Source organism: Clostridium sediminicola (assembly GCF_050402865.1).
In the GTDB taxonomy this organism is placed as follows: Bacteria; Bacillota; Clostridia; order Clostridiales; family Clostridiaceae; genus Clostridium_AF; species Clostridium_AF sediminicola.
In genome coordinates, this window is sequence record NZ_BAABMF010000010.1 from 1 (window position 1) to 25,159 (window position 25,159).

The window sequence follows — 25,159 nt, forward strand, 5'->3', positions numbered from 1 at the left end:
CGTACATTACCAAACTAATCTTTGTCCATTGTTTGTTTAAAAATGATGGTTTATTAAGTGTACCATTTTTTAAAATAAATTTTTCGAAAAAAATTATTGACTTTTTATAACTGGTCTATACAATAAAAATTGCTTGACTTAGAGTTAACTCTAAGAAGTAAACTAATTTCATAAAGAAGTTTCAAATAAAATAAATATTAATGGATGGTGAAAATATGAAAAAATTAGTAGTGATTACAGGAGCAAGTTCAGGATTTGGAATGGAGATGGCAAAGGAATTCGCAAAAGATGGATATCCAATGCTTTTATTAGCAAGAAGAGTTGAAAAAATGGAAGCCTTAAATCTTCCAAATACAATGTGTAGAAAAGTAGATGTAACAGATGCAGAGGCATTTGAAAAAGCCATAAGAGAAGCTGAAGATGTTTATGGTAAGACTGATTTACTTGTAAATAATGCAGGCGTTATGCTTCTAGGAAGTATTGAAACACAAAATCCAAAAGAATGGAAAAAAATGCTGGATGTTAATGTGATGGGTGTTATGAATGGTATGCAAATAGTTATGAATGATATGAAAGAGAGAAAATATGGAACAATTATTAATCTTTCGTCAATTGCTGGTGTAAAACCATTTGCTAATCATGCAGCATATTGTGCAAGTAAATATGGTGTTACAGGTTTGACAGAAGTTGCTAGACAAGAAATGAGTTCATATAATGTTAGAGTGTTATCAATTTGTCCAGGAGCTGTTTCTACAGAATTATTAGGACATACAACAGACAAAGGTATCATAGATGGGTATAATCAATGGAAAGAATCTGTAGGAGCAACTAATATTACTACAAAGGATGTTGCAAATACTATTAAGTTTGCTTATGAATTACCACAGGCAGTATCTTTAAGAGAAATTATCATTACTGATACAATGCAAGATGCCTAATTATAGAACTGAAATATCTATATAATCATGATATAATGCTTGATAGAAAGGTGGTAAGATAATGTATAAAATTAAAGAAGTATCAGCCTTGACTGGTTTAACAGCTCATACATTAAGGTATTATGAAAAAGAAGGCATACTACCACCAATCAGTCGAGATGAGGCAGGTAGAAGAATATACACCCAAGAGAATATTGTTTGGCTAGATATTGTAACCTGCCTTAAACAAACAAAAATGCCTGTATCTGAGATTAAAAAAATTGTTAAGTTAAGTATTGAGGGAGATAGTACAATTCCAGAAAGAAAGGATATCCTACTTAATCATCGAAAAGTTATGGAAGAACAATTGGAAGAGATTAAGGCAGGTATAAAAAAAATTGATAAGAAAATAGCGTTTTATGATGGTAATGATATGTGCTAGATTAGTATAACCTAAAAATTGAACATAGAGAGCTTTATTATATAAAAGCATTGAAAGATTTGAAAAGTTACTTATAGAGTATATATTAATGTAGAGATTCCAGTTTAACTAAATTACTTTTTGTGGTTTAACCATACAATGGATTCTTTATGGGGGGTGTAGAAGAATGTATGAAGAAATAACAACTTTTATATCTACTCTTGGTTTCCCTATAAGTATTAGTATATATCTCTTGGTTCGATTTGAAAAGAAAATTGAGGAGCTCAATAAATCTATTTCAGATCTAACAATAGTAATTGCAAATATAGCGGGAAATGGGAAAAAATGAGGGAAACCTCATTTTTTTTTTTTAGAAAAAAACTTTTTCTGCATATATACAAAGTGAATAAGAAAAAAAGGGGGAATTCATATGGCAGTTCAATCAACAAAATTGAAATCTGATTTAGTTTTCAGGGTAATTACTGGACAAACTGAAGAGGGTGAAGATGTTTTAAGAACTAAGAGTTTTTCAAAGGTAAAAACTGATGCAGAAGATCAAGATGTTTTTGATGTTGCAAAAGCTATTGAAGGAGTTCTGTTACATCCAGTCTTTGAAATCAAGAGAGTAGATGCGGAATTACTTGAAGAGGGAATTTAAGCTTTGCTAGTGAAGAGTTAAGAGTGATTAGTTAAGAGTTAAGGATGATTTTCTTTCAGAAAATCTTTAATTAAGCCTTGTTACCGTTCTTAACTTAGTTAAGAAATTACTTAAGTAATAGGAATATGGTGCTTTTGTTGTTCAAAAGGAATTATTTAAATCACTTTTAATTAAAAGCTTTCACATCAGTGAAAGGTATCCTGAACTCTTAACTTTTAACTCTTAATTCTTAACTTTCTTAATGTATTTTGTTATTTAAGTTTAGATGTAGTTTGTCTACATATAGTAAATAATATTTATAAAAATAAATTTATGGGGGTATATAAAATGAGTAAAAAACTAGTTATGAAATTTAAGGATGCTGCAGGAGAATCAAAATCTATGACTGTTACGGATGTAAAGGATGGTATCACACAAGCTCAAGCAGAAGCGTTAATGGATACTATAATTGCAAAGGATATTTTTGCTTTTGGTCCAGATGCTTTAAGTGCTAAAGATGCGGCTGCTATTGTTGAGACAACTGAGACTGAGTTGTTTGATAACGAACTGTAGAAGGGGAATATAGAGCTAGAAAGGTAGTTCACTACACTAAGAAATTCTAATTCATTTACTTAATAGCTACTAAAAAATTCAAACTCGCTTTGCTCAAACATGAATTTTTCTTAACGCATCTATTAAGGAAATGAAAAGAATTTCTAAAGTTTGTTCAAATACCTTTTACGCAATATATTCTTTCTATGGCAAAAATGATTTGAAACATAAATATATAATTAGCATGATGCACTCACTAATCAGTGGGTGCTTTTCATTATAGGGAGGAAAAATAAATGAAAATTATTGATTCAGATTTAAAGTTCATGAGTAACATGAGATATGGAAATAAGCCAAATAAAATAATACTACATCATGCAGCAAGCTCCAGCTGCAGTATTAAGGATATTCATTATTGGCATTTAAAGAAGGGGTGGGCCGGTTGTGGGTATCATTTTTTTGTTAGGAAAGATGGATCCGTATATAAAGGTCGTGAAGAGAATGTTGTTGGTGCACATTGCAAGGGACATAATACTGGTTCTATTGGTATTTGTGTTGAAGGTAATTATATGGTGGAAACTATGCCTGATGTACAAATGAAAGCGGTCACTGAGGTATGCAAGTATCAAATAAGGAAATACTCTATTGAAAAAATTTATGGTCATAATAAGTTCGTTAATACTGAGTGTCCTGGAGTTTATTTTCCGCTTCAGGAGATTGTAAATGAATTATTTAATGGTTCTGCAGCTAATAATTCATATCCAGGTTATTTGATAAAGAAGAATAGTAGTAAATATGATAAGAATGTTATGAAGATTCAGCAGCGGTTAATGGAGCTTGGTTATGATGTTGGGGATTGTGGTGATGATGGGTATTTTGGGGATGATACTGAGAGAGTTGTTATGGTGTTTCAGAGAGAGAAAAAAATTCAGGTAGATGGGGTTGTTGGAGAGGTTACGTGGGGGCGGTTGTTTGGGTGAAACAGTGATTTGTTTTTGAATTTATGTAAAAATATGCTAATATATAAGGATGAGGAAAACTAGAACATATGAAGGAATGGAAGTGATTGAGTGTTAGAGAATATGAATCCTAGTGACATTAATAAAACTATTCAAAATGATTTTAGAGAAAATAGACAATATGATGTTTTAGAATTAATAATTAATCCAAGTAAAATGAAGAGTATAAAAAATATTGAAAGAAATATAAAAGCATATGGTGATTTAGAATTTTATACTGGGCTGTTAAAAGAAATTGAATTTTACGAATGCTATAAAGAATTATATGATATTTTCAAACTAGCTATTTCCAATAAGGATTTTGATTATATATTAGATTTAATCAGAGAAATGAAAAAAAATAATAAGGATAAAAAACATGACATTTGTTTAAATACAATGTTTGTAACAATGATACATAACATTAATAAAGAATTGAATTTATACTTTGATTAAGAAATATTAATAAGCCTCTACATTTAGATAAACAAGTTAAAATTAAGTTTAACTTGTTTATCTTTGTTAAGAAAAAATATGAGAATTAAAAGAAATGAAATAAATCAGGGAAACCTGATTTATTTTACTATGCGGGAAATTTATAAATACTTTTCTGCATTTATACACATATCCTAAATCATCAAAACATATCTAAATTTCCATTCTTTTTGATAAAATCTGTAAACTTATATTCATATCATTTTCACATTATTTTAATTTTCTTGAGCAAGATTTTAATTATAGAATTATACTTTTTTTAGTTGTTCGTTTGTTAATGTGTTTTGGTTAATAGATCTAATATCCGCTATCTAAACTGTTTTACCTATATTTTATTTATTAACCAATAAAATGGAGAAAATTGAAGAAATATGTTTGGGATTTATAATATTTTTATACTTAATATGGTATAATTTACATTGGTAAGTTTTTGGGTGGATATGATTTGTGATGTTACATTCATTTAGTAGGATTAGTATTCATGGAATGGACATGCTACAAATGTTTAAAATGGGAAGTTGAAAATATACTAGATTTATTATTGTTAGGAGTATTATGATTCAAATTTCGTAACTTAGTATATATGGGAAACAATATGATAGGATTTGAGGTGGATAAATTGTATATAGAACAAATTGATGATGAAACAATTAATTCTGAAATATATCAATATAAGAATAAAAAACCCTATTTAGAAGGGTTTTATTTCCCGTACTCTCTGATGGATGATCACATATTTGAGATTCTTCTTTACTATATTTTTAAAGAAGATATTAATTGTAAAGGAGAGTATAGCTGGCAGAATGGATGTCAAGTTTACGATGATGTAAGATTAATGAAAGAGGGTCCAGATGAAGGTAGAGATTGTACTTTGCATTTAAATGGGCAAGCTGTAGGTGTTGTTCAATGCAAATGTTATGGGAAAGATATTACTAAACCTCAAACAGCTAAAGAAATCATTAAATTTATTCTATTTTATTTGGATAGAGGTAAGGATAAAGATTTAATAAGTAATATTAATAATTTTACTTATTATTTGGTTGTTGCAAAAGATTTTAATAAGGAAGCAGCAACATTAGTCAAGGGATTTAATAAAAATGTTTTAGATGAAGATGAATTAGAAAGTTGGACTAAACAAGTAATTAATAAATATAAGACATTAAAATGTAAATATGATGATATAAAAATTGATCTAGAGGAAATATTACAAAAAATAAAAGTTAGGATGATAACAGAAGTAGATTTGCATAAAATGTTGTGGACAAAATATCAAGATATTACTAAGCTGTTTTTTAAATTGAAGGAAGTGCACATCGAAGATATCGAATTTAATGAAGCACTAGAACGTATATATAATGATATAGAGTCAAGAGAAATATCTGATAGGGTAAAATCTAGTATATTAGAAAAGGTAACTGAAATACTAGAAACTTTTAATGAAAAGGGAGAAAAAGAGTTCAGTAAATTTATTAATGCAATAAAAACTCCATTTCCCAAATTAAGCTTTGGGATAAATAACAGAATTAAATATAAAGAAAATATATACAATTTGTCCAATATAATCATTCATGTATCAATAATTAGTTTAACGTTCCCAAATGCTGAGTTACAAGGAGAAATTGGTAAAGGAATTAAGCTTTCTGAAAATAAATACATAACATATTTATTTTCAGAAAGAAATGAAAGTTATAAGACAATTGTATTGAATTTAATAAAACATATTGAAAGTAATCATAGATATCAAATGAAGGGTATAAAAGATGTACTAGTAGGAAGTACTTGTGCTAAATGTGATATTACTAAACCAGGGGCTAGCTTTGATTTTGATGGAATAATCAAACAATTTACTAAGACTGAGATGGGAGATGAACGTAAAGAAAAGTTCACTAATTTTAGGAATAAATATAGTTTTGAGTTCCATTGTAGAAATTGTTTAGAATTTGAGTGGCAAGATTCTATTGAAGAAATTAAAGGAATATTAGCAAAAACTATGGAGGGCAATAGCTGTGGATAATACGTATATTTATTCAGTTTTAAAGGAAGTATTAGGGAAGGACTTTATAGAGGAGATTTCAGATGAGCTGAGATATATTGATAAATATTTTATTGATATAGACAGAAAAAAGTATATTGTTATATGTAAAATTTTTGATAGTGTTCAAGAATTATATGATAAGTGGGAATTCTATCAAGATGAAGACATTGCGTTAAAGTTACAAAATTATATTTATAAGAATGATGACATTAGATGGGATATGTACTATATATTAATATATAAAGGGGATCAACAAATTGATGATATGAAAGGATTTGAGATTGAAAGAGATAGATTCTGTTGTAAAAAATTAATCATTAATGCTCAATCTGAAGTTTTGTTTAGAAGAGATTTAAATTACAAGTTACCAATCGCAGGAGTGTACTCAAAGTTTACTAATGATGTAGACGTAGCAAATGATGAACTTTTTTTTAAACTTGTAAATGAAAAAACTAACCTCGATGTAAAAGAAATTATGGACAAACTAAATAATAATAATAATTAGAATATGTAATTTTATAGAAATATTTAGAATGGGGATGACGTTGTGTTAGATATAGAGATTTTTAAAGTTACTATAGATCATTTTCGAGGATATCGTAAAGAAGAAGTCTTTGATTTTGAAGATGGTTCAGATGTTATAATTCTAGCAGGTCCTAATGGCTATGGAAAGACTTCTGTTTTTGATGCAATTGAATGGGGATTTACTGGAAAACTATCTAGATTTGATGAACCAAATGAAGAAAAGAATAATAGTTGCTTCATTAATTTTCAGCCATTTGAAAGTACAGGGACAGTATATATTGAATTTGGAAACAAAAAAAATAGATATCTATTAAAAAGAGAATCAAAATATTCGCTCACAGAATCAACAGATTATAGTTATAAGAAATCTATTGTTTGTATAACTGGTTCTGATATTGAAACTATGGATAATGAAAAAGCTAAAGAGTTTTTAAATAATTTGTTTATCAAAGATGAATGGAGAGATAAGATTGATTTTACTGATGTTTTTAAGCAATATCATACACTAACTCAAGATAAAATCAAGAAATTTATCCAAGGAATAAAGGGGCCAGATAGGTATAAACAAGTTTCAATGATGGTTGGAACACAAGGATTTTATGCGTATAAGTACTTGTTGGAAAGAAAACGAAAACTTCTAGAACATGATTTAAATGAATTAATTGATAGAAAGAGTAAGTTAGAAATCAAAATAAATAGTAAAAGAGAAATGGTTAATAGAGATATAAAAATTAATATGGGAGATTGTCAAACTGTTGAGAGTTGGATATACTGTTTAATTGATAAATACAATAAGATTATTGAAAAACTTAATATGAAGAGTTATTGTGTGGATAATAATTTGAATCCATTAAATATAATAAGTAGCATTAAAGAGCATGCGATTCAAACTCATGAAAAAATGAAGTATATTCAAAATCAGAGCCTTAGACTAAAAGAAAAATTGAACGATGTAGAATATAATTTAAAACTATATAATAGAAACAAATCTGAATTAAAAATGAATCAAGAGATTATACCCCTCGTTGAAAGAGGACATCAACTATTATGGTTGCAAAAACAATTACCTACATATAGTGAATACAATGAATTCAGTAGAAAAAATCAAATAAGTTTATTAAAAGTTTCAAATGAATTAAAACAAACACAAATGTTTTTGTTGAAATTGACAACATTACATAATCAAATTGATTTTATTATAAAAGAAATTAAGTTAGAAAACTGTATAGATGATTCAATAGAGAAGCGAATTAAAAGTGAAATAAAACTACTTGAAAACAATACTCCAAGATTTGATGATGCTAACGAAATTACAATTAATAATAATGTAATCTCTATTGTTGACTATAAGCAAGAAATAGACATGGTAATGAAAAGTCATGTTAACTTAAACGATTTAATAAAAGTAAGTGTTGAAAATTATAAGGAGAATATAGAGAGTGAGGTGAATACCTACTCAATAATAGAAAAGGATACTTTGCAAATAGAGGAAAATGTTAAAGAAATTGACAATAACATCAAGAAATTAAGCATAGTAGAAGAAGAGTTAAATAAGATTTTGTCAGAAGCACTAGGATACATTAAACATGCTAATGATACGAATTCAAAAGTTGTTTGTCCAGTATGTAGTAGCGATTTTGAGAGAAACGAGTTAATTAAAATTATTGAAAGTAAATTAGTACAGGATAATAGTGAGCTTTCTTCTAGTATAGGAAAGAGAGAGCGATTAGAAAAAAAGTTAAAAAGTTTCCAATACAAATTGAACGAATCAAAAGAGCGATATAATAAATATAACAAAGATTTTGTTGAAGAATTAGAAAATATAAAAAATGCTATAGTATTACTAGGTAAAAACATTAGAAGAAAAGAATATAATTATGACGATGAATATAAAATGTTAAATGAAAATCAGACAAAAGAACGACAAAAATACAATAATATAATTGAGTTTATAAAGTCTATGAGTTTAAGCATTGATATTAATAAGTTAGAGAGGGAGTTAACGATAGAGATCAATAAGATTAATAACCTTCTAAATCAGAGAGGACTTAGTCTCCTCTCATTACATGCTAATGAGATAAAAAATGATATCGAAAATACTAAACAAAAGATATGTACCTTTGAAAAAAAAGCAGCAGAGTTAAGAATAAAAATGGATAATTTAGAAGAGGATATTAAATACAAAACTTTAGATGTTAATAGTAAAATTAATAGTGTAGATAATTTAGAAAATGAGTTGAAATATTTAAATGAAAGATTTTTGGAAACTCACCAAGAACTGTATAATTCAGAGGTGAATAAGGAATTAAAAGTATTAGTAAAACAATATAATGAAATGAGCAAACAAGCGAAAGAGAATAATGAAGAAATTAGTATTTTAGGAAAGTTAATAGATGCTTCTACGGAAGCAATACAAGAAATTAGTCAGCATATTATCATGCAACATCAAGAGTTTATTAATAATATCTATAGAAGAGTTAATCCACACCCATTATTTACAGAAATAGAGTTTAATTTTAATAAAAACAATAAAGGTTCAGATATTTTAAATATAAATTGTATAAATAAAAAATTAAAGAACAAAGTTAACCCTGCTTTTACATTTAGTTCAGCACAAGTAAATGTTGTTGCTGTTAGTATATTTTTAGGTATGGCTTTAAGGCAACAATGTTCAAATCTTAAAACTATTATGTTAGATGATCCTATTCAAAATATGGATGATTTAAATGTAATATCATTTATTGATGTATTAAGAAATTTTTTATCTACTGGTAATGAAGAGAATAAAAAACAAATTATAATATCAACACATGATCAAGACTTTCATAGATTAATGGTAAAAAAATTTAGATTTGTTCCAAATAAGTCTTTCGAGTTTATTAGCTATAATAACAATGGACCTGTGTTGATGAGGGAAAGCAATATAAAGTAAAAAAAATTTGTTGTAGTAGGTTTTTAAATGAGGAGATATATGAATTGCTAAATACTAAAAAACTACATTCAATCTTTACTACAAATTGATGCGTGGTTTTAATTTGTTGTTATGAAAGAAAAGATATAGTTAATAATAATCTAGATAAAAGAACACTGATGAAGATCTATATTTAAGGAGGAGTTCATGATGAGTACATTATTTGATTATGTTGGTTTAATAAAGAATTTTCAACAATATTCAGATTACTATGTATCGTATTTTTGCACAAATAATAATGAAAAAGGAGAAGAATTATTGTTCTTTGCATATAATAATAACAGATTTTCTATATATCGTGTTAATGTGATAGAAGATAAAGACCATATAGTGAAACTAGAATTAGTTGATAAAAATTTAAAAATCGTTGATAAGGTTATAGTAAATATGAATGAACAGAAAAGAAAAAAAGCAGAATTCATAAATTTTCTAAAAGGTAATAATAAGGATTACATTGATATTATTAATAATAGTTATAATTATGTTGCTTCATATGACAACAAGAGCAATATGATAGAATTTATATATACTAACATGAACTAAATATAATAAGATATTAACTCGTGAAAATAAAGTATTGATTTGAGAAAAATTCTAGTTAGTCAACAGTTATGGGGTTTTATTAAGGGAGAAACAATTAAGGGAAAAGATTAAGCTCTTTCGCAATTGCATATCTTCTTAATCTATTTAGGGGGCGTGAATTTTTGTATACTAGATAGCACGCTCAACCTAAAGGTATCGACACTACCACTGGGGTGTAAAATCAGGGTGTGAAATTTACCAGTTAATACAATGTATAACTTCCCATTATACATATTAATGGACAAAAACACAAAAACCTTTAAGATTGAATAAATAGATATTAAGTTTATTAAAATATTGTGAAAGGTAAATTTATGAGCGTAAATAAAAAGATAAGAAGTCAATGCAATAAAAAGCTTCTAAAGGGTAAAAGTAAAAAAAAGAATAAAGCTATGGATTATTTAATATTTTTTGATATCATGTTATGTTTAATTGCAAGTTTAGTTCTCTACTTTTTAGTTATACATAATAAAATTTCTTGGATACAACTAAATTTATTTATTGATAAAAATACACTTATTTTTACTCCAACTTTGGGGTTATGGGTATTCTTTGAATTTATATTTGGGTTATTTTACATATGGGCAATATTAGTTCAGGTATCATTTGAATGTATAAATAAAACAAAGTTAAAAAGTTTTAGAACAGAAGATGATAATCCAAAAACTATGAAGAAATTTTTTGTAAGTTTCACATGTATTTTTTTGGTTTTTACGCTTAATTCTTTTTTCAGTTATTGTAAAATTGATAGTAAAGGTGTCAATATTAGAGAAGTGAGAACTTTATTTATAGAAAAGCATTATGGCTGGAATGAAGTAAAAAGTGTAAAAATGGAAAGCCATCTAAGCGAAGATTCAAGAATATTTAAGTATATAATAGAATTTGGGAACTATAGAGTTAATCTAATGAATGCTCGTCTTTTCATGCAAGTAAAAGACATAGAAGATAGAGTATATAGTGTACATAAAATAGTTAAAAAAGAGGATATTTTTATCACAAATGATTTAGATTATGTAGATGATTATATAAGAAATTTATTGAATGTTATTGGAGAGTAGAACTTCAAAGGTAGGAACTGGGACATTACGTGTCTAGAAGCTCACCTGCCCCCTATAGAGAAAAGCTAAAATATGGAGGTAACTATGGAATATGAAGTTTTCACTAAGATTGTAAATGAAAAAAAAGAGTGGAATCCTATATGGTTTGCATTAGATTCAGATGAAAATTCTACAGATAATGATATTGCCGTAATAGAAGAAAAATTAAATCTAAAATTACCTATTGAGTACATACAATTTATTAAGAATTTTGGAGGAGGGTATTTTGCATTTACTTATGTATATTCAGGGAAAAGCAATAGTGAATGGTATATTATATCCCAAAATCGAAAAGCCAAATTCGGTTGTAAGTTTATTGCTTTCTCAGATAATGGAGTAGGTGACTACTATGGTTTCATGGTGAATGGAAACACCTGTGAATCAAAAGTATCATTTTATGATCATGAGGAACAAGCAGTAAAATTAACAGATTTTAAGAACATTTTTGATTTTCTGATTAAAATAGGATTAAGAAATGACTAAGAGTTGATAGTAATTAACTGCATAATATAGAGAAAGGAAATATTAGTATTTTGTATTATAAATCTAATGCAAAACTTCTAATTATACATATAATGGACGAGCTATAGAGAGCTATAATAAATAAAAACAGCTGCAATCAAAATTGATAGCAGCTAAAAACTAATTAAACATCATAGCAAGGGGATTAGAGTTCACTGCGGATTGTAATTGATGTTCGTCAACATGAGTATAGATTTCAGTTGTAGCAATAGTTTCGTGACCGAGAATCTGTTGAAGAGAGCGAATATCTACTCTACCATATTTATACATAAGAGTTGCTGCAGTATGGCGAAGTTTATGAGTTGATATGCGTTTAGGGTCAAGCCCAGAAGCTATAACATATTTCTTTACGACATTTTGTACAGCTCTTGTAGTAATACGGTTATTATTTCTGGATATAAACAAAGCATTAGAATTAACATTAATTGAATTTCTAATCTGAAGCCAACCAGTTATAGATTTTTTAGCAGCAGGAGTTAAAAATATCTTACGTTCTTTGTTTCCTTTACCTATTACTGTTAAAATATCATTATTTACTTGATCAATGTTTAAATTAGCTAATTCAGATAATCGTAATGCACAATTTAGAAAAATAGTTATTATACAATGATCACGAGGAGAGTTATTGCATGCAAGTAATAAGCGAACAGATTCTTCTAAATTAAGATATTTTGGTATACGCTTGGGCAATTTAGGGGTTTCTAATTCTTCAGCAATATTATTATCAATGATATGTGCTTTAGTTTTTAGATATTTCCAGAATTGACGAATTGACACTATTTTTCTTGCTCTAGTTCCAGGTGAAGAATTTAGTATTATTTTGCAATAAGAAATAAAAGAATACATATCTTGCAAAGAAATTGATTTTATAAATTCTAAATCTGCTTTAGAAAAGTTTTCATCAACAATAGGAGTACTACGTAAGTTCATAATATAGTTGAAAAACATAAGTAAATCAGTACGATATTCTTTAATTGTATTATCAGCACGACCTTTAATAACTACAAGATAATTTAGATATTGTTCAACTAATGGACAAGTTGTATTAGATTGCATATAATCACCTCTTGTCTGTATTGTTTACATATTTTGGATATTATAAACAAAATGTTTATTAATGGGAAGATAGAAGAAAGGTTCTGAGCTTTATGGAATTATTATTTATTTGGATTAACAAAAGTAAGAATAAGTTTATACAGAAAAAAGATTTTAATTTTTCACCACAGCATAAATTTTCATGTGAATTAGATGGTGACAAAGTAGTATTACGATATGAGATGGTCAACGCAATTGATAAAAGATTTCTGTACGAAAATAATGTTTTGAATGTTACAGCGATTGTTGGAGAAAATGGATCAGGTAAAACAACGCTTTTACAATATATTTATGATTGTCAATGTTATCCAAAAGCAAAAATTAGGGATGAAGCATACCGACAAATGCATGAAGAAGAGTATGAAGAAAACAAAACCATTTTAGTTTATGAAAATAATGATAACATTGTTATATATAATAATATTGATAATACTTTATTTAAAAATACAACAGATTTTCAAGTAAAAAGTTTGAGTATTGATGATCAAACTAGAAAAGATGAGCTTAGGAAAGAGCTAGAAAGTTCAACGATTATTTATCTCACAAATAGCTTATATACTTATGGTCATACAGGGTATACTACACATGGATCTTTGAACAGGATTAGCTTAACACCGGATTCTATAAGAGGGTTGTCTAATGTATTTTATAAGAAAGTGGTACAGCATTCAGAGTCGTTCATGATAAAACAAACATCCTATGATATTTTACAGAAAATTCTTATTAAAAATAAGAAGGAAACAGATTTCCAACAAATATGCGATGTTTTATATTTTCATCACTTGATTTCTAATGGACTATTAGATACATATATTGCAAAAATCAACAGTGAAATAGAAGTGAATTTCTCTATGGCTATAAGCCTTATTAAGAAAGAGTATCCAGATATAATACAATGGAATTATATAGCAGATAATAAAAGAGTAGAAGGGTTAAGTCAAACTATAAAAAAATTTTCTAAGTGGTTGAAAAATATACAAAGAGACTTGTTAAGTAATGTTTGTTGTAAACTTTATTTGAATTTATTATTTGAAATTAGTTATTGCTTTAAAATTGAGTTGAATGCAATCGAAATATCTGAGATAGAACAATTTCCAAATATTATTGATGTCATGCTTAGTGAGCATAAGGTTAAAGATGGCAATGATGAGCAAGCAATTGTTGATTACTATAAATATGCATTACATGAAGTGAAGAATATTAGCTCAGTATTAATTGATTGTAAAGAGGCTGAATCAAATGTTCCTCAAAGTGATCTTGCACATAATAATAGCAGAGTGCTTTCGTTAAACGAAGATCCAGAAAGGTATACGAAGTTTTGTGACATGATTAATTCAATGGCAAAGGAAAAGCAATCCTTTGTTATCAAATATATTACCATTCGTAATTTGCATATGTCTTCAGGAGAAAGAGCATTTCAAAATACGTTTTCGTGGCTTAATCTTCTGCCATTTTTTAACCAAGTAATTGAAAAAGAGAGTGCTTCAATACAAAAAAGTATTCTAATTTTGATTGATGAAGTGGATTTGTATGCACACCCAGAATGGCAGAGAAAATATATTAAAGTATTACTAAATGATGTATCTAAGCAATTTAAAGATAATAATGTTCAAATTATATTTACAACACATTCACCTATTGTACTATCAGATATCTTAAAAGAAAGTACTATTTATTTGAGCAAAACAACAGATAAATGTATTGTAGATGATTCGGCACTGCATAAGCAAACATTTGGTAGTAATATTCATACATTACTCAATGATGCATTTTACATGTCAAGCACAATGGGGGAATTTTCTAGAAGTAAGATTGAGGAAGTCTATGCAGAACTAGCGGAGTATTTAAAGAATAATTTTAAAGGTAAATTAAAAGCAAGTAGTCAAGACTATAAATTATTTATTGAGTCAATTGGGGAGCCATTAATAAAAAATAAATTATCAGAACTATATAAAAAATGTTTTCCTGTAGATAAAGATGCTACTATTATTTCTTATCAATCTCAAATAGAAGGATTAAAAAGGCAGCTATTAGAGTCTTCAGGAATTGATAAAGATAAAGTGGAAGAAGCTAAAAACAAGTTAAGTGAGACATTGGAAATCATCAAATCTATATAAGGAGTTATCTATGATAAAAATTGATGATAATAAATTTGATTGGAAATGTATAGATGAGATTTATAATGATTCAAAAGACAATGATTTCGTTAATAATCTTGCACATAAAATAAATAAGGAACATGCAGAGAAGAAAACAATGAACGTACTTATTGATTTATTAGAAGGTTGGTTTTTCGAAAATGGTATGGTTTCAAAGAAAAAAATAATATCATATTTAAAGCAAACAGATATACATTCAATAATAGTGCAGTATTATGAGGTCTTAACTAAATATTTACCAATAAAAGATAAGGCATTTTATGAACTTGAAATGAATTTAGAAATCGTAAAGGATAGAGCTAAAGATAGCAGTAATTGTTCAGAAAGAAAAAATATACTATTAAATGCGATCAATCCTAATAATATTCATTTATTGCAGAATATCACTAATGATGACTTAATGGAAAAACCTAAGAGGGGAACTATTTATTCGAATAAGAAAAAAATTAATAAAATTAAAATTGATAGCACCTTGCCTTACTTTAAAATCAGAAATGAAGTGAATGAAGTTTTTCAAGATATTTTTGATTATGATAACTTCGTGGAAAAATATAGACATAAAGTAATATCGGCATTTAAAGTTGAAGTATGTCCATATTGTAATAGGCAATATATTAGCAATATGAATAGCAAAAAAGGATTAAAAACAACTGCAGATTTAGACCACTATTATAGTGAAGTCCATTTTCCGTTTTTAAAATTATCAATTTACAATTTTATTCCGAGCTGTCAAATTTGTAATTCTAGATTTAAATTAGCTAAGAATTTTTGGATGGAAAAACATGTTTATCCTTTTGAGAGCGGATTTGATGAAGATGCTATATTTACATTTGATAATATTGACCATCTATTTAATAGAGAACCATCGTTTTCAATTTGTAATTTGTGTAAAAAAGAAGAAATTGATAATTCGATTAAGACATTTCATATTCAGGAAATTTACCAGAGTCACAATGAATATGTGAAAAATTTAGTTGAAAAAGTACTTGTATATAATAAAAGTCAAATAGAAGAATATTTACGGGAGCTTCCTGAAATGTTTAAAACTGAAGAAGAAATACTAAGGTTTGTTTTTGGAAACTATTTTGATGAAGTGGAGTTAGGAAAGATTCCACTTGGAAAATTAACAAAAGATTTGTTGTCTGATATGAAAATTAAATTTAGATAGTAGTAAACAATAGTTTCTAATTATAGTAATGACATCGGGAGACTGAGCAAATAACTAAAATCGAGGAGCCACTTCAGCTATTTGATGCCCTCATAAAATCCCTTAGAGAAACTTACTCAGGCAAGCCTTCCTTTGTTATGGCATCTGATCCTTTGGTAAAGATACCAATAAAAATAAAAGGTATATCATTATTGTGTATTATAAAATCTGATATATAACTACCCATTAGGCTAATAATGTGAGTGGTAATTCAGTTGCTTAAAATAAGTAATAATAATCAATTTAGAATGTGATAAACTGAACCGTATCATAAGTAAGTGCGGCTTTATATCATTGTTAGTTAGATTAATGAGTATACAGAATTATAATTAGATACGATTATGACAATACGCTAAATAATAGTATTATAAAGCATACGTGTTCTCTTAAAAAAGTTTTTGGGAGAACTCTTTATTATTAGGATTTTATTTAGTTTTGACTGATAAAAATATGCGAAAAAGAAGGGATTTTGGACATGACAATGGAATATTAAGGAAAAATTTTTTGCAATAATGAAGGTAGAATCAATAAATTTAATTAAATCCTTATTATATTGCAATCATCATATTATAAAGTTTATTTAAATAGAAGGAGTATTTGTATGAAATATATAGAAGACTGTAAGATTTGTAGTAATAACCATAAGTTTGATTTACCTATTGAAATTTTAGAAGCAGCCTGCAAAGATAACTTAGTTATCTTTGCAGGCGCTGGGATCAGTACAGAAGGTAGCAAGTGATCCAAACAAGTTTGGACCACTATGGTTCCAGGTACTGCCCGTTTAATGTAGAATTTACAGAACTTGTACTTTAAACAAATTAGATAATAATAAATGGTATTTATTAAAAGTAAGGCTGTAAATAGATTTAAAATTCAAATTTATTTGCAGCTTTTTTGAGTTTGATGGTGAAATAACACCATAAAGGTTTAGAGGTACCGGACATTTCCCGAAAATTATATAGATTGGCACATGATATATATTCAATACTATCATTACAATAATTACCTTTGATATGAACTACATATTTCTTTATAATTTAATTAGAATTTGCAAAGAAGTTCATTTGGTGAATTTTGAAAAATCTCATTTTAGTTATTAAAAAATATGTATATATCTTAAAGGGGAGCGGTTATGGAATCAATTCATTCTATTGAAACAATGCAGTCATATGAACTACCATTTCATCAAAGTGCAAAATTGAACAAAGCGAATAGTATTCTTTTTGTAGTTTGTTCTATTATTTTTGCAATGATAGCAGGTTTTTTTCTAATTATTGTTAGTAAGGATGAACCCAAATTGGGTTTTTTGTCTGGATTATTTATGTTGGTACTGAGTGTGTTTTTTGCTTTTGGAATCATAATTAACAATAAGAATAAAAATGGGTATATTGAAATTACAAGGGATTATATAAAGTATTCTACGCCCTTTAAAGTTCATATAGCATATTGGAATGAAATTCATGAAATAAATGTTTTTGAGTTCAACAATAATGCTGCCTTTGGTATTTTGCTTAAAAAGGATATAGCTAAGAAAAAAGAAAGAACTCTATCAAATTCTCTTAATAATCTTTATGGTTATCCAACTAGTTCTATTCAAATTTCTTTACTATTATTTAAAGAAATTGATGCTGAAAAATTATTATTAACTATGCAAAAACAACTGGATCAAGTATCTGGGACTTGTGATTATTCAGTATCGGAAATGATTGATGAAAGTATAGACAATGGAAAAAACATTTTTAAAGCAATCTTATGGTCATTTTTGATAACTATTTTTATTAGTTTAATTTATGGTTTTACAATATATAAATTTGAAACTAATTTTATAGCAATACCTATTTTTACCTCAATATTTATTATTGCTGTGTTTAATAAGTATTATGTAGAAGAACATTTTAGTTTAGGTATAAGGCTATTTTTAGGTATATTATGTTTAATTCAAACGCCTATTGCTTTTATTGAGCATATTATGTTAACTGCAAAGGTAGAGGTTACCTTTAATAATTTGGTGGATGTAACTATTGAATTTTTTATATATGTAATGGACAACCCATTAGAACAGATATTTATGTTAATTGGAGTAGCTATATGTTTTGGTATTGGTATACTTAGAGGCAGGACAGGTAAAGAATTGAATAATTAGAATTTAAGCAAGCTCGGTCTCATGTTCCCTCGCAAAAGGGTCAGGTACCACCCGACTAGAGCTATGGAAAAGTCGCAAAAGTAGTTAAAAGAAATGAAAAAAGAACAACGGATTCGAGAATAATTTTTAGACTGCAAATAAATTTTAACCCCAAATTTATTTGCAGTCTTCTTCTTTTGGGGGAATTGATTCAATACATACTTTTATATACGGTACATATTATTAATAAATAACAAAATATGGTACAATGGTAATAATAAGTTATTGATTAATCTTTCATTAACTTATTTATATCTATTAGCAAGCTCAACCCACCCCCAGGGGGCTTTGTGAAGAAGCGACGGTGACGAACTTGTTTTTAGTAGTTCAAAGATTTTCAAAGAAAATCATCCTTAACTGCGCATTGCGAATTAAATAGATATATCTACGAAGTAGTATATCTATAGATAATAATATGGAGGAATATTGTGGATAAAAAGAGTATGAAAGAATTTGCTTTACCGTTAAGTATAAGCAAGCTCGATCTCAAGCTCTCTCGCTAAGGGGTCAGGTACCACCCGACTTTTGTCTAAATATAAGAAGTTGTCCATAAAGAATAATTTCACAAAATCCCAGTAGAAACTGAAAATTCCACTGGGATTTTTTTATCAAGTAAAACCTAATAATGAATCCATAATTTAGCTTACTATAAAAAAAGCAACTAGGACACTATGTGCCCATAAAGACCTCCGGTGCAAGAAAACTTTATATAAATATCTAAAAATAGATTTTAATTAAAGTTATCTCAAAAAAGTATAGATGTAGCTGCTTTTTTTGAGGTGGATGTTGGAACAAGACCTTTTAGGTTTTAACTAATGAGGGCAGTCCAATAACTTATAATATATAATTGATAAAAGAATATTCATATATTATAATGATTATTGTGTGGATGTTCTTTTATCCATATAAAATTAATATATATAGAGTGGAGAATTATATGAATAAACTATTTCAAGTTAAAGACTTAGTATTTTATGAAGAGGATTTTGTAGATGATTTAAAAGACTATGAAGATATAATAGATATTATACAAGAATTAAGTCCAAGTTTAGATTATCAAACAATAGAAATTGCAGGTTCTAATGGATGTTGTGATAAGACTAAGAAAAATCATTTAGTAGAGATAATTGGATATATTGATGAAAATGATGAATTTATAACTAAAGAAGAAAGAAATGCTATGAGCATAATGGCAAATAATAAGAATTTTGATTTATTTGTTATAACAGTGCATAAGTGTACTTCATGTAATAAGTGGGTAATATCATTATTAGAATAATTATAAGCAAGCTCAACCTAAAGCTCTCGCAACTACCCCGGACCTAGTGAAGATACTGTAAACAATTAACAGTATCTTCACTAGGTCCGGGGTATTTTGCGCCTGTTGCTTGCTAAAAATAAAATCACAAATTTTTTAAATTTATCCGCACATTTTACTATACTCATTCGTTATACATATTGAAAGGAGGTTTTAAAGTGTCTTTAGAGCTCGAAGATCAATACGATAAAATATATAAATACTGTTATTTCAAAGTAAAAAACCCACATATTGCAGAAGATTTGACACAAGAAACTTTTCTTAAATATTTTAGCCAAAATTCCTATATTAATAGGGGTAAGCCCCTTGCTTATCTTTATACAATAGCTAAAAACTTGTGTATAGATACATATAAAAAAACTGAAAATTTGTCATTAGATGATGATATTGAATCAATAGATACCATTGAAGACTTTGAGACAAACATTGCATTAAAGCAGGCTATTAGTACCATGTCAAAAGATTTACAAGAAATTGTTTTATTACGATTTGCAAATGATTTATCTATGGCAGAAATTAGCTATATTATGGGACTTTCAAGGTTTGCTATTTATAGAAAAGTAAAATCAGCGTTGAAACAATTAAAGTTTATTTTAAGAGAGGAGGATTTTTCTTGAATAAAAAATTCAAATCACAAATCAAATCAGCTTTTGATGCACCAGAACCTATAAAGAAAACAGAATTTTTACAAACAGTTAATTACCCTAAAGCAAATCGGCTTGATTTTATTTTAAGTCAAATAGGCTATATTAGAAAAAGAGTATGGCTTATATCTTGCCTAATATTAATCGGTGATTTATATGGTTTATATGCATACTCTAGTGATAATATTTTAAAGGTAATATGGATTGTTTCATCCATTCTTCCTTTTGTAGCACTTGTTGCTATTACAGAAATTTTACGAAGTCAATCTTTTAATATGTGTGAACTTGAATTGAGTTGCAAACATAGCTTTGCCGATGTTGTCCTTGTTCGTTTAGGAGTACTTGGATTTTTTTATTTTGTCCTATTCAGTATATTATTAATATCGATGATTGGAAAAACTGATTATAACATTATTCGTTTAGGTATGTACTTACTTACTCCATTTTTGCTTACTTGTACATTATCACTTATTACTATTAATCATCTTCATTCAAGGGAAACAATATATATTTGCGGTGGTGTCAGTTGTTTTATCAGTTTATTGAATAACTTATTAAATATCATATACAATGGTATTTTTGCAGATAAATATTTAACATTTTGGAGTATTACATTTTTCATTTTGATTGTAGCTATAGTAAAAGAATTATTTGAATTTGTAAAAAGAATGGAGGAATTACAATGGAACTTACAATAGACCGCTTAACAAAGCAGTATCAAAATAAAATTGCAGTTGATAGAATATCTTTAACCCTTACAAAAGGAGTATACGGACTTTTAGGAGCAAACGGTGCAGGTAAAACAACACTTATGCGTATGATATGTGGAGTTTTAAAACCTACAGGCGGAGAAGTGAAATTTAATGAAATTGATGTAAGTCATGAGGATTATCGTGATAGCTTAGGCTATTTACCGCAAGAATTCGGTTACTATCCTAACTTTACAGCAATGCAATTTCTTTGCTATATGGGTAGTCTTAAAGGTTTAACTAAACAAAGAGCAAAAGAAAAGGCAACAGAGCTTCTAGAACTGGTAGCACTATCTAATGTAGCAAAGAAGAAAATTAAAACTTTCTCTGGTGGTATGAAACAAAGACTAGGAATTGCCCAGGCGATGCTAAATAATCCTAAGATTCTCATATTAGATGAGCCAACAGCAGGGCTGGATCCTAAAGAACGTGTACGTTTCCGTAATCTTATTTCAAAGCTTGGAGCCGATAGAATAGTACTTTTATCAACCCATATCGTATCTGATGTAGAAAATATTGCAAATACAATCTTAATGATGAAAGATGGCCAGCTTATCCACAGCGGAAGTCTTAAAAATATTATAAAGGTTATAGAAAACAAAGTTTATGAATGTTATGTTGATAGCAAAACAGCAGATAATTTAACCTCTACTTATCCTATAATCAACATTAGACAAGAAAATGATAAAACATTTTTAAGGATTGTATGCGATAAAATGCCATGTAATGGAGCAATTTCAGTTCAAGCAACTTTAGAAGATTTATATTTATATTATTTCAGTGAGGTGATTGAAAATGAATAGTTTTTTTCAACTTGTAGGTTTTGAGTACAAAAAGATTTTTAAAAGAAAAAGTACTGTTATAACACTATTTATAGTAACTGTACTAACCATTTTAAGTACTGTCGGAACACTTATTGGCTACCACTATGTTGATGGAGTACCTTCAGAAAGCAAATATGATGCTATGGTTACAGATAGAGAATACGCAAGAGCTTTAGCAGGTAGACCTATCGATGAAGATTTAATTTTAGAAGCGAAGAATGCCTACTCAAAAGTACCTTTAAGTGATAGATATCATACTACACCAGAATATGATAAATATGCTAGACAATACAGCCCCATATATCATATAGTTCGCACTGTTTATAATGGAAGAGAATCTAAAAGATTTGATTTGACGTCAATGCAAAATTTAAGTATAGAAGATATACACAATTTATATGAGTCCCGTAGTACTAAAGTTCATGATGAAATCAACACAAAAAATATAAATAATAACTCAAAAGAAAAATTATTAAAGCTTGATAACAAAATAGAAACTCCTTTCGTTTATGATTATGCTGATGGCTATATGAGATTTTTTGCTATTATGTATACAACAGGTATTACTGTTGCTTTTACCATAGCAATTTGTATCGCACCAATGTTTGCTGGTGAATACACCACAGGTGCGGACCAACTTATACTATCATCAAAATTCGGCAAAAGTAAGCTGATTTTTGCAAAGTTATTTACAAGTATTTCATTTGGCTCAGTAGTTTGCATTATACTAACAGTATTAACCTATTTCGAGTGTATGCTAATTTTTGGTTTTGATGGAGCAAATGCACCATTTCAATTACTATTGCCACTTTCTACTTACCCTCTTAAAATGTGGCAAGTTGCTTTGATTTTTTCTGTCTGCATCTTCTTAGGATCGATTTTTGCAACTGCAATTACCGTATTGCTCTCATCAAAATTTAAATCACCATTTGGTGTTATTATCATCATAAGCATTATACTTTTTGCACCAATGATGATAAATGTATCAGAAACTAATGTATTACTTTATAATCTATTCAACCTTTTACCATCAAACATGATGGCACTTTGGTCAGTAACTTCACCTATACTATATGAATTATTTGGACTATCAATTGAACCATATATTTTTATGCCGATATTTGCATTATTTATAACTATAATTATTTTGCCATTTGCTTATCGTTCTTTTAAAAATCATCAGATTAACTAGATAGCAATAACTGGAAGTTATAAGCAATACACCTACCAGCTAGTAATAGTGAAAAAATTATTACCAGCTGGCGGATCTTTTTCATTACTATATCTCGTTTTCTCCAATATTATAGAATATACTTGGATTTTTGCTTAACATTTCGATAAGTTTTGAACTCTCAATTCCTTGTTCAATACAATAGGGAATGAACTCGTTCAATAAACTAGTTGAATTTTTGATACCTTCTTTATTAGCAGACATCTCGTAAAAATCATAATCTTGAGAAAGTAACAGATGTCCTTCCACTTTTTTGTTTATAAGAGTTTTAATTAAGTCACATCTTTGTTGGTGGGTTTCTGATCTAATTTGATCAATGCCAACCCAAATTCCTGCTTTTATGGCATCTACTATGGCTGATATATTACTTTCATAATCTCCATGTGCCCATAAGAATTTCGACAGGTCCATGTTTTCTTTCTTTACAAGATCAATAACATGTTCAACCATTTCAGATGCAAAGATATGACAATGAATTGGCATACCAGTAGCATTACTTGCTTTAACAGCAGCACGTAGCATTTCTCTATCAATGACTGACAGTTTTCCATTATCTAATAACAACTTAATATATCCTGGTCGAATCAAAATATTATCGATTGTATCAAGACCGAGATTGAAATCATTTATCCAGCGATCTGCTAACTGATTCGAGAATTCCTTTGGAAATAACTCAATAGCATATTTGGTGATATTCATACCAGTACAAGGAATAATATGTATATCTGTGGTTTCAGATAATTTCTTCAACAATCTTAGATTCTGTCCTCCAATTGGTGGTGAAGTCTCTACGACTGCTCTACATTTTGCTTTCTTAAGGCTCATCATTATAGGCAACAGCCTTTCATAAAATTTTTCATTAGCCTCATCATCATATCTTTTCTCATAGTACATACTTAGAGCTAAATCTTCATCATATTCCCATTTAAAATGTTCATGAGATAAGGTAATTCCCATCTCCTTTTGTTTAATAGGTCCTTTTACAGTATAAATCATTTATAGTTCCTCCTCTTTTTAAGAATAATAACAAAAAAACTCTGACATATACCTGTCAGAGTTGTAAATATTTATTTGAAAGAGCTTCTATTAATTGCTGGATTTCTTTTTTATAGCTATCTGGTTCTATAATTGTTACCTTATTTGGATTTGAAAGGATAATCTTTGTTATTTCATCTTTGAATTGGCTTGTTACCTGAACCCTAATTAAAGAGCTCTCGGAAAGAATTTGACTTTTGCTCATGTAAGAATTATCTTTAATCACTCGGTAGAATGAGGGTAAAAGATCTAATATATAAGTTTCTTCAATATAATGATTCGAAATATTGTTAAGGTGATCACACTTAACTTGATTTTTTTCTTCTAAAAGAGAAATTCCTCGAATACGATCCAAACGAAATGTTCTTTTTTCATTTCGCATATGACATAAACCAGTTAAATACCATCCACCTTCGTCAAAAAAAAACTCAGTAGGAGATAAAATTCTTTCAGTTAATTGATTCCTTTTAGGCACATAGTATTCCATACTAATCTGAACATTATTCATAAGTCCTTCTATAATGGTAGAAAATACACCTACTACATACTCAGCCGGTTCAATTCTTGAAAAATAAAAACTCATCTTATCAAGCAAATTCTCTACCCGGTCATGATCCTCTTTTGAAAAAGTGTTTATGATTTTTGCTTTTAAAAGTTGATAATCACCAGATAAATTTGGTAACTTTAGTTCCTCGCCAACCCTTAAAGCAATAAGTAGCATTAGGATTTCTTGTTCATTTAACTTTATACTAGGAAGAAAATAATCTGAATCTATTTCATATCCTCCGTTTAATCCTTCATAAGCGACAATTGGCACCTTAAGCTGGCATAAGGCATCAATATCTCTATAAATAGTTCTTTCACTAACTTCAAATAATTCAGCAAGGTCTTTTGCAGTAAGCCTACCTCTCTCATTTAATGCAAATATTAGTCCATTCAATCTTTCTGATTTTTTCATATACC

Annotated in this window: 25 protein-coding genes; 22 read left to right on the plus strand and 3 right to left on the minus strand. The window is 28.2% G+C overall.

Translation table 11 applies throughout. From position 1 onward, the window contains the following. Positions 1-215 precede the first annotated feature (215 nt). The 13 genes from ACQ3F0_RS15635 (at position 216) to ACQ3F0_RS15695 (ending at position 11,713) form a co-directional block, all read left to right on the plus strand. Positions 216-938, plus strand: a complete 723-nt coding sequence (locus tag ACQ3F0_RS15635) for an SDR family oxidoreductase (RefSeq protein WP_428866285.1) — start codon at positions 216-218, stop codon at positions 936-938. Between the two features lie 61 nt (positions 939-999). Then, entirely contained in the window at positions 1,000-1,359 is a 360-nt protein-coding gene (locus ACQ3F0_RS15640; RefSeq protein WP_428866287.1) for a MerR family transcriptional regulator, read from the plus strand. A 166-nt stretch (positions 1,360-1,525) separates the two neighbouring features. Then, on the plus strand, positions 1,526-1,687 hold the full coding sequence (locus ACQ3F0_RS15645; RefSeq protein ID WP_428866289.1) for a YvrJ family protein: 162 nt from the start codon (positions 1,526-1,528) through the stop codon (positions 1,685-1,687). 81 nt (positions 1,688-1,768) lie between these two features. Further along, on the plus strand, positions 1,769-1,996 hold the full coding sequence (locus ACQ3F0_RS15650) for a DUF1659 domain-containing protein (protein WP_428866291.1): 228 nt from the start codon (positions 1,769-1,771) through the stop codon (positions 1,994-1,996). A 327-nt stretch (positions 1,997-2,323) separates the two neighbouring features. Continuing rightward, complete coding sequence (locus ACQ3F0_RS15655) at positions 2,324-2,548, plus strand: DUF2922 domain-containing protein (RefSeq protein WP_428866292.1); 225 nt, start codon at positions 2,324-2,326, stop codon at positions 2,546-2,548. Positions 2,549-2,823: 275 nt separating this feature from the next. After that, on the plus strand, positions 2,824-3,507 hold the full coding sequence (locus ACQ3F0_RS15660) for a peptidoglycan recognition protein family protein (protein WP_428866294.1): 684 nt from the start codon (positions 2,824-2,826) through the stop codon (positions 3,505-3,507). A 90-nt stretch (positions 3,508-3,597) separates the two neighbouring features. After that, the gene (locus tag ACQ3F0_RS15665) at positions 3,598-3,981 is read left to right on the plus strand and encodes a hypothetical protein (RefSeq protein ID WP_428866295.1); all 384 of its coding nucleotides are present in this window, start codon (positions 3,598-3,600) and stop codon (positions 3,979-3,981) included. A gap of 658 nt (positions 3,982-4,639) precedes the next feature. Continuing rightward, positions 4,640-6,034, plus strand: a complete 1,395-nt coding sequence (locus ACQ3F0_RS15670; RefSeq protein ID WP_428866297.1) for a hypothetical protein — start codon at positions 4,640-4,642, stop codon at positions 6,032-6,034. Beyond that, positions 6,027-6,560 carry an ABC-three component system middle component 1 gene (locus ACQ3F0_RS15675; RefSeq protein WP_428866299.1) on the plus strand — a complete coding sequence of 178 codons (534 nt, stop codon included), beginning with the start codon at positions 6,027-6,029 and terminating at the stop codon, positions 6,558-6,560. Before ACQ3F0_RS15670 ends, ACQ3F0_RS15675 begins: the two co-directional genes overlap by 8 nt. Before the next feature lie 42 nt (positions 6,561-6,602). Then, a complete protein-coding gene (locus tag ACQ3F0_RS15680; RefSeq protein ID WP_428866300.1) occupies positions 6,603-9,512 on the plus strand; it encodes a hypothetical protein in 2,910 nt (969 codons plus the stop codon). 189 nt (positions 9,513-9,701) lie between these two features. Then, positions 9,702-10,094, plus strand: a complete 393-nt coding sequence (locus ACQ3F0_RS15685; RefSeq protein ID WP_428866302.1) for a hypothetical protein — start codon at positions 9,702-9,704, stop codon at positions 10,092-10,094. Positions 10,095-10,447: 353 nt separating this feature from the next. Beyond that, the gene (locus ACQ3F0_RS15690) at positions 10,448-11,191 is read left to right on the plus strand and encodes a hypothetical protein (protein WP_428866304.1); all 744 of its coding nucleotides are present in this window, start codon (positions 10,448-10,450) and stop codon (positions 11,189-11,191) included. 84 nt (positions 11,192-11,275) lie between these two features. Then, positions 11,276-11,713 (plus strand): SMI1/KNR4 family protein, encoded by a 438-nt coding sequence (locus ACQ3F0_RS15695; protein ID WP_428866306.1) that lies wholly within the window; start codon positions 11,276-11,278, stop codon positions 11,711-11,713. Positions 11,714-11,872: 159 nt separating this feature from the next. On the opposite strand, the gene ACQ3F0_RS15700 is transcribed toward ACQ3F0_RS15695, so the two are convergent. Next, complete coding sequence (locus tag ACQ3F0_RS15700) at positions 11,873-12,808, minus strand: tyrosine recombinase XerC (RefSeq protein ID WP_428866307.1); 936 nt, start codon at positions 12,806-12,808, stop codon at positions 11,873-11,875. Between the two features lie 92 nt (positions 12,809-12,900). Between ACQ3F0_RS15700 and ACQ3F0_RS15705 the strand changes: the two genes are divergently transcribed. From ACQ3F0_RS15705 to ACQ3F0_RS15745, 9 genes are all read left to right on the plus strand, one after another. Next, entirely contained in the window at positions 12,901-14,964 is a 2,064-nt protein-coding gene (locus tag ACQ3F0_RS15705) for an AAA family ATPase (protein ID WP_428866308.1), read from the plus strand. A 10-nt stretch (positions 14,965-14,974) separates the two neighbouring features. Continuing rightward, positions 14,975-16,174 (plus strand): hypothetical protein, encoded by a 1,200-nt coding sequence (locus tag ACQ3F0_RS15710; RefSeq protein WP_428866310.1) that lies wholly within the window; start codon positions 14,975-14,977, stop codon positions 16,172-16,174. 640 nt (positions 16,175-16,814) lie between these two features. Beyond that, complete coding sequence (locus ACQ3F0_RS15715) at positions 16,815-16,952, plus strand: hypothetical protein (RefSeq protein ID WP_428866312.1); 138 nt, start codon at positions 16,815-16,817, stop codon at positions 16,950-16,952. Between the two features lie 393 nt (positions 16,953-17,345). Further along, complete coding sequence (locus ACQ3F0_RS15720) at positions 17,346-18,356, plus strand: hypothetical protein (protein WP_428866313.1); 1,011 nt, start codon at positions 17,346-17,348, stop codon at positions 18,354-18,356. 976 nt (positions 18,357-19,332) lie between these two features. Then, entirely contained in the window at positions 19,333-19,674 is a 342-nt protein-coding gene (locus ACQ3F0_RS15725) for a hypothetical protein (protein WP_428866315.1), read from the plus strand. 197 nt (positions 19,675-19,871) lie between these two features. After that, positions 19,872-20,330 carry an RNA polymerase sigma factor gene (locus ACQ3F0_RS15730; protein ID WP_428866316.1) on the plus strand — a complete coding sequence of 153 codons (459 nt, stop codon included), beginning with the start codon at positions 19,872-19,874 and terminating at the stop codon, positions 20,328-20,330. Continuing rightward, on the plus strand, positions 20,327-21,055 hold the full coding sequence (locus tag ACQ3F0_RS15735; RefSeq protein WP_428866318.1) for a hypothetical protein: 729 nt from the start codon (positions 20,327-20,329) through the stop codon (positions 21,053-21,055). Before ACQ3F0_RS15730 ends, ACQ3F0_RS15735 begins: the two co-directional genes overlap by 4 nt. Next, the gene (locus ACQ3F0_RS15740; RefSeq protein WP_428866320.1) at positions 21,040-21,909 is read left to right on the plus strand and encodes an ABC transporter ATP-binding protein; all 870 of its coding nucleotides are present in this window, start codon (positions 21,040-21,042) and stop codon (positions 21,907-21,909) included. The genes ACQ3F0_RS15735 and ACQ3F0_RS15740 overlap by 16 nt, the downstream gene beginning before the upstream one ends. Continuing rightward, on the plus strand, positions 21,902-23,122 hold the full coding sequence (locus ACQ3F0_RS15745; RefSeq protein ID WP_428866321.1) for an ABC transporter permease: 1,221 nt from the start codon (positions 21,902-21,904) through the stop codon (positions 23,120-23,122). Before ACQ3F0_RS15740 ends, ACQ3F0_RS15745 begins: the two co-directional genes overlap by 8 nt. Positions 23,123-23,209: 87 nt before the next feature. Here the strand turns inward: ACQ3F0_RS15745 and ACQ3F0_RS15750 are convergent, their stop codons facing one another. Together ACQ3F0_RS15750 and ACQ3F0_RS15755 are read right to left on the minus strand one after the other, a co-directional pair. Next, positions 23,210-24,157 (minus strand): phosphotriesterase family protein, encoded by a 948-nt coding sequence (locus ACQ3F0_RS15750; RefSeq protein ID WP_428866323.1) that lies wholly within the window; start codon positions 24,155-24,157, stop codon positions 23,210-23,212. Positions 24,158-24,212: 55 nt separating this feature from the next. Next, positions 24,213-25,154: a helix-turn-helix transcriptional regulator gene (locus ACQ3F0_RS15755; RefSeq protein WP_428866325.1), complete on the minus strand. Its 942-nt coding sequence runs from the start codon at positions 25,152-25,154 to the stop codon at positions 24,213-24,215. Positions 25,155-25,159: the final 5 nt, after the last annotated feature.

What these genes read in the sequence shown, in the direction of transcription:
- ACQ3F0_RS15635 (WP_428866285.1), top strand. Translation starts at nt 216, where the DNA reads ATGAAAAAATTAGTAGTGATTACAGGAGCAAGTTCAGGATTTGGAATG.
- ACQ3F0_RS15640 (WP_428866287.1), top strand. Translation starts at nt 1,000, where the DNA reads ATGTATAAAATTAAAGAAGTATCAGCCTTGACTGGTTTAACAGCTCAT.
- ACQ3F0_RS15645 (WP_428866289.1), top strand. Translation starts at nt 1,526, where the DNA reads ATGTATGAAGAAATAACAACTTTTATATCTACTCTTGGTTTCCCTATA.
- ACQ3F0_RS15650 (WP_428866291.1), top strand. Translation starts at nt 1,769, where the DNA reads ATGGCAGTTCAATCAACAAAATTGAAATCTGATTTAGTTTTCAGGGTA.
- ACQ3F0_RS15655 (WP_428866292.1), top strand. Translation starts at nt 2,324, where the DNA reads ATGAGTAAAAAACTAGTTATGAAATTTAAGGATGCTGCAGGAGAATCA.
- ACQ3F0_RS15660 (WP_428866294.1), top strand. Translation starts at nt 2,824, where the DNA reads ATGAAAATTATTGATTCAGATTTAAAGTTCATGAGTAACATGAGATAT.
- ACQ3F0_RS15685 (WP_428866302.1), top strand. Translation starts at nt 9,702, where the DNA reads ATGAGTACATTATTTGATTATGTTGGTTTAATAAAGAATTTTCAACAA.
- ACQ3F0_RS15690 (WP_428866304.1), top strand. Translation starts at nt 10,448, where the DNA reads ATGAGCGTAAATAAAAAGATAAGAAGTCAATGCAATAAAAAGCTTCTA.
- ACQ3F0_RS15695 (WP_428866306.1), top strand. Translation starts at nt 11,276, where the DNA reads ATGGAATATGAAGTTTTCACTAAGATTGTAAATGAAAAAAAAGAGTGG.
- ACQ3F0_RS15700 (WP_428866307.1), bottom strand. Translation starts at nt 12,808, where the DNA reads ATGCAATCTAATACAACTTGTCCATTAGTTGAACAATATCTAAATTAT.
- ACQ3F0_RS15705 (WP_428866308.1), top strand. Translation starts at nt 12,901, where the DNA reads ATGGAATTATTATTTATTTGGATTAACAAAAGTAAGAATAAGTTTATA.
- ACQ3F0_RS15710 (WP_428866310.1), top strand. Translation starts at nt 14,975, where the DNA reads ATGATAAAAATTGATGATAATAAATTTGATTGGAAATGTATAGATGAG.
- ACQ3F0_RS15715 (WP_428866312.1), top strand. Translation starts at nt 16,815, where the DNA reads ATGAAATATATAGAAGACTGTAAGATTTGTAGTAATAACCATAAGTTT.
- ACQ3F0_RS15720 (WP_428866313.1), top strand. Translation starts at nt 17,346, where the DNA reads ATGGAATCAATTCATTCTATTGAAACAATGCAGTCATATGAACTACCA.
- ACQ3F0_RS15725 (WP_428866315.1), top strand. Translation starts at nt 19,333, where the DNA reads ATGAATAAACTATTTCAAGTTAAAGACTTAGTATTTTATGAAGAGGAT.
- ACQ3F0_RS15740 (WP_428866320.1), top strand. Translation starts at nt 21,040, where the DNA reads ATGGAACTTACAATAGACCGCTTAACAAAGCAGTATCAAAATAAAATT.
- ACQ3F0_RS15745 (WP_428866321.1), top strand. Translation starts at nt 21,902, where the DNA reads ATGAATAGTTTTTTTCAACTTGTAGGTTTTGAGTACAAAAAGATTTTT.
- ACQ3F0_RS15750 (WP_428866323.1), bottom strand. Translation starts at nt 24,157, where the DNA reads ATGATTTATACTGTAAAAGGACCTATTAAACAAAAGGAGATGGGAATT.
- ACQ3F0_RS15755 (WP_428866325.1), bottom strand. Translation starts at nt 25,154, where the DNA reads ATGAAAAAATCAGAAAGATTGAATGGACTAATATTTGCATTAAATGAG.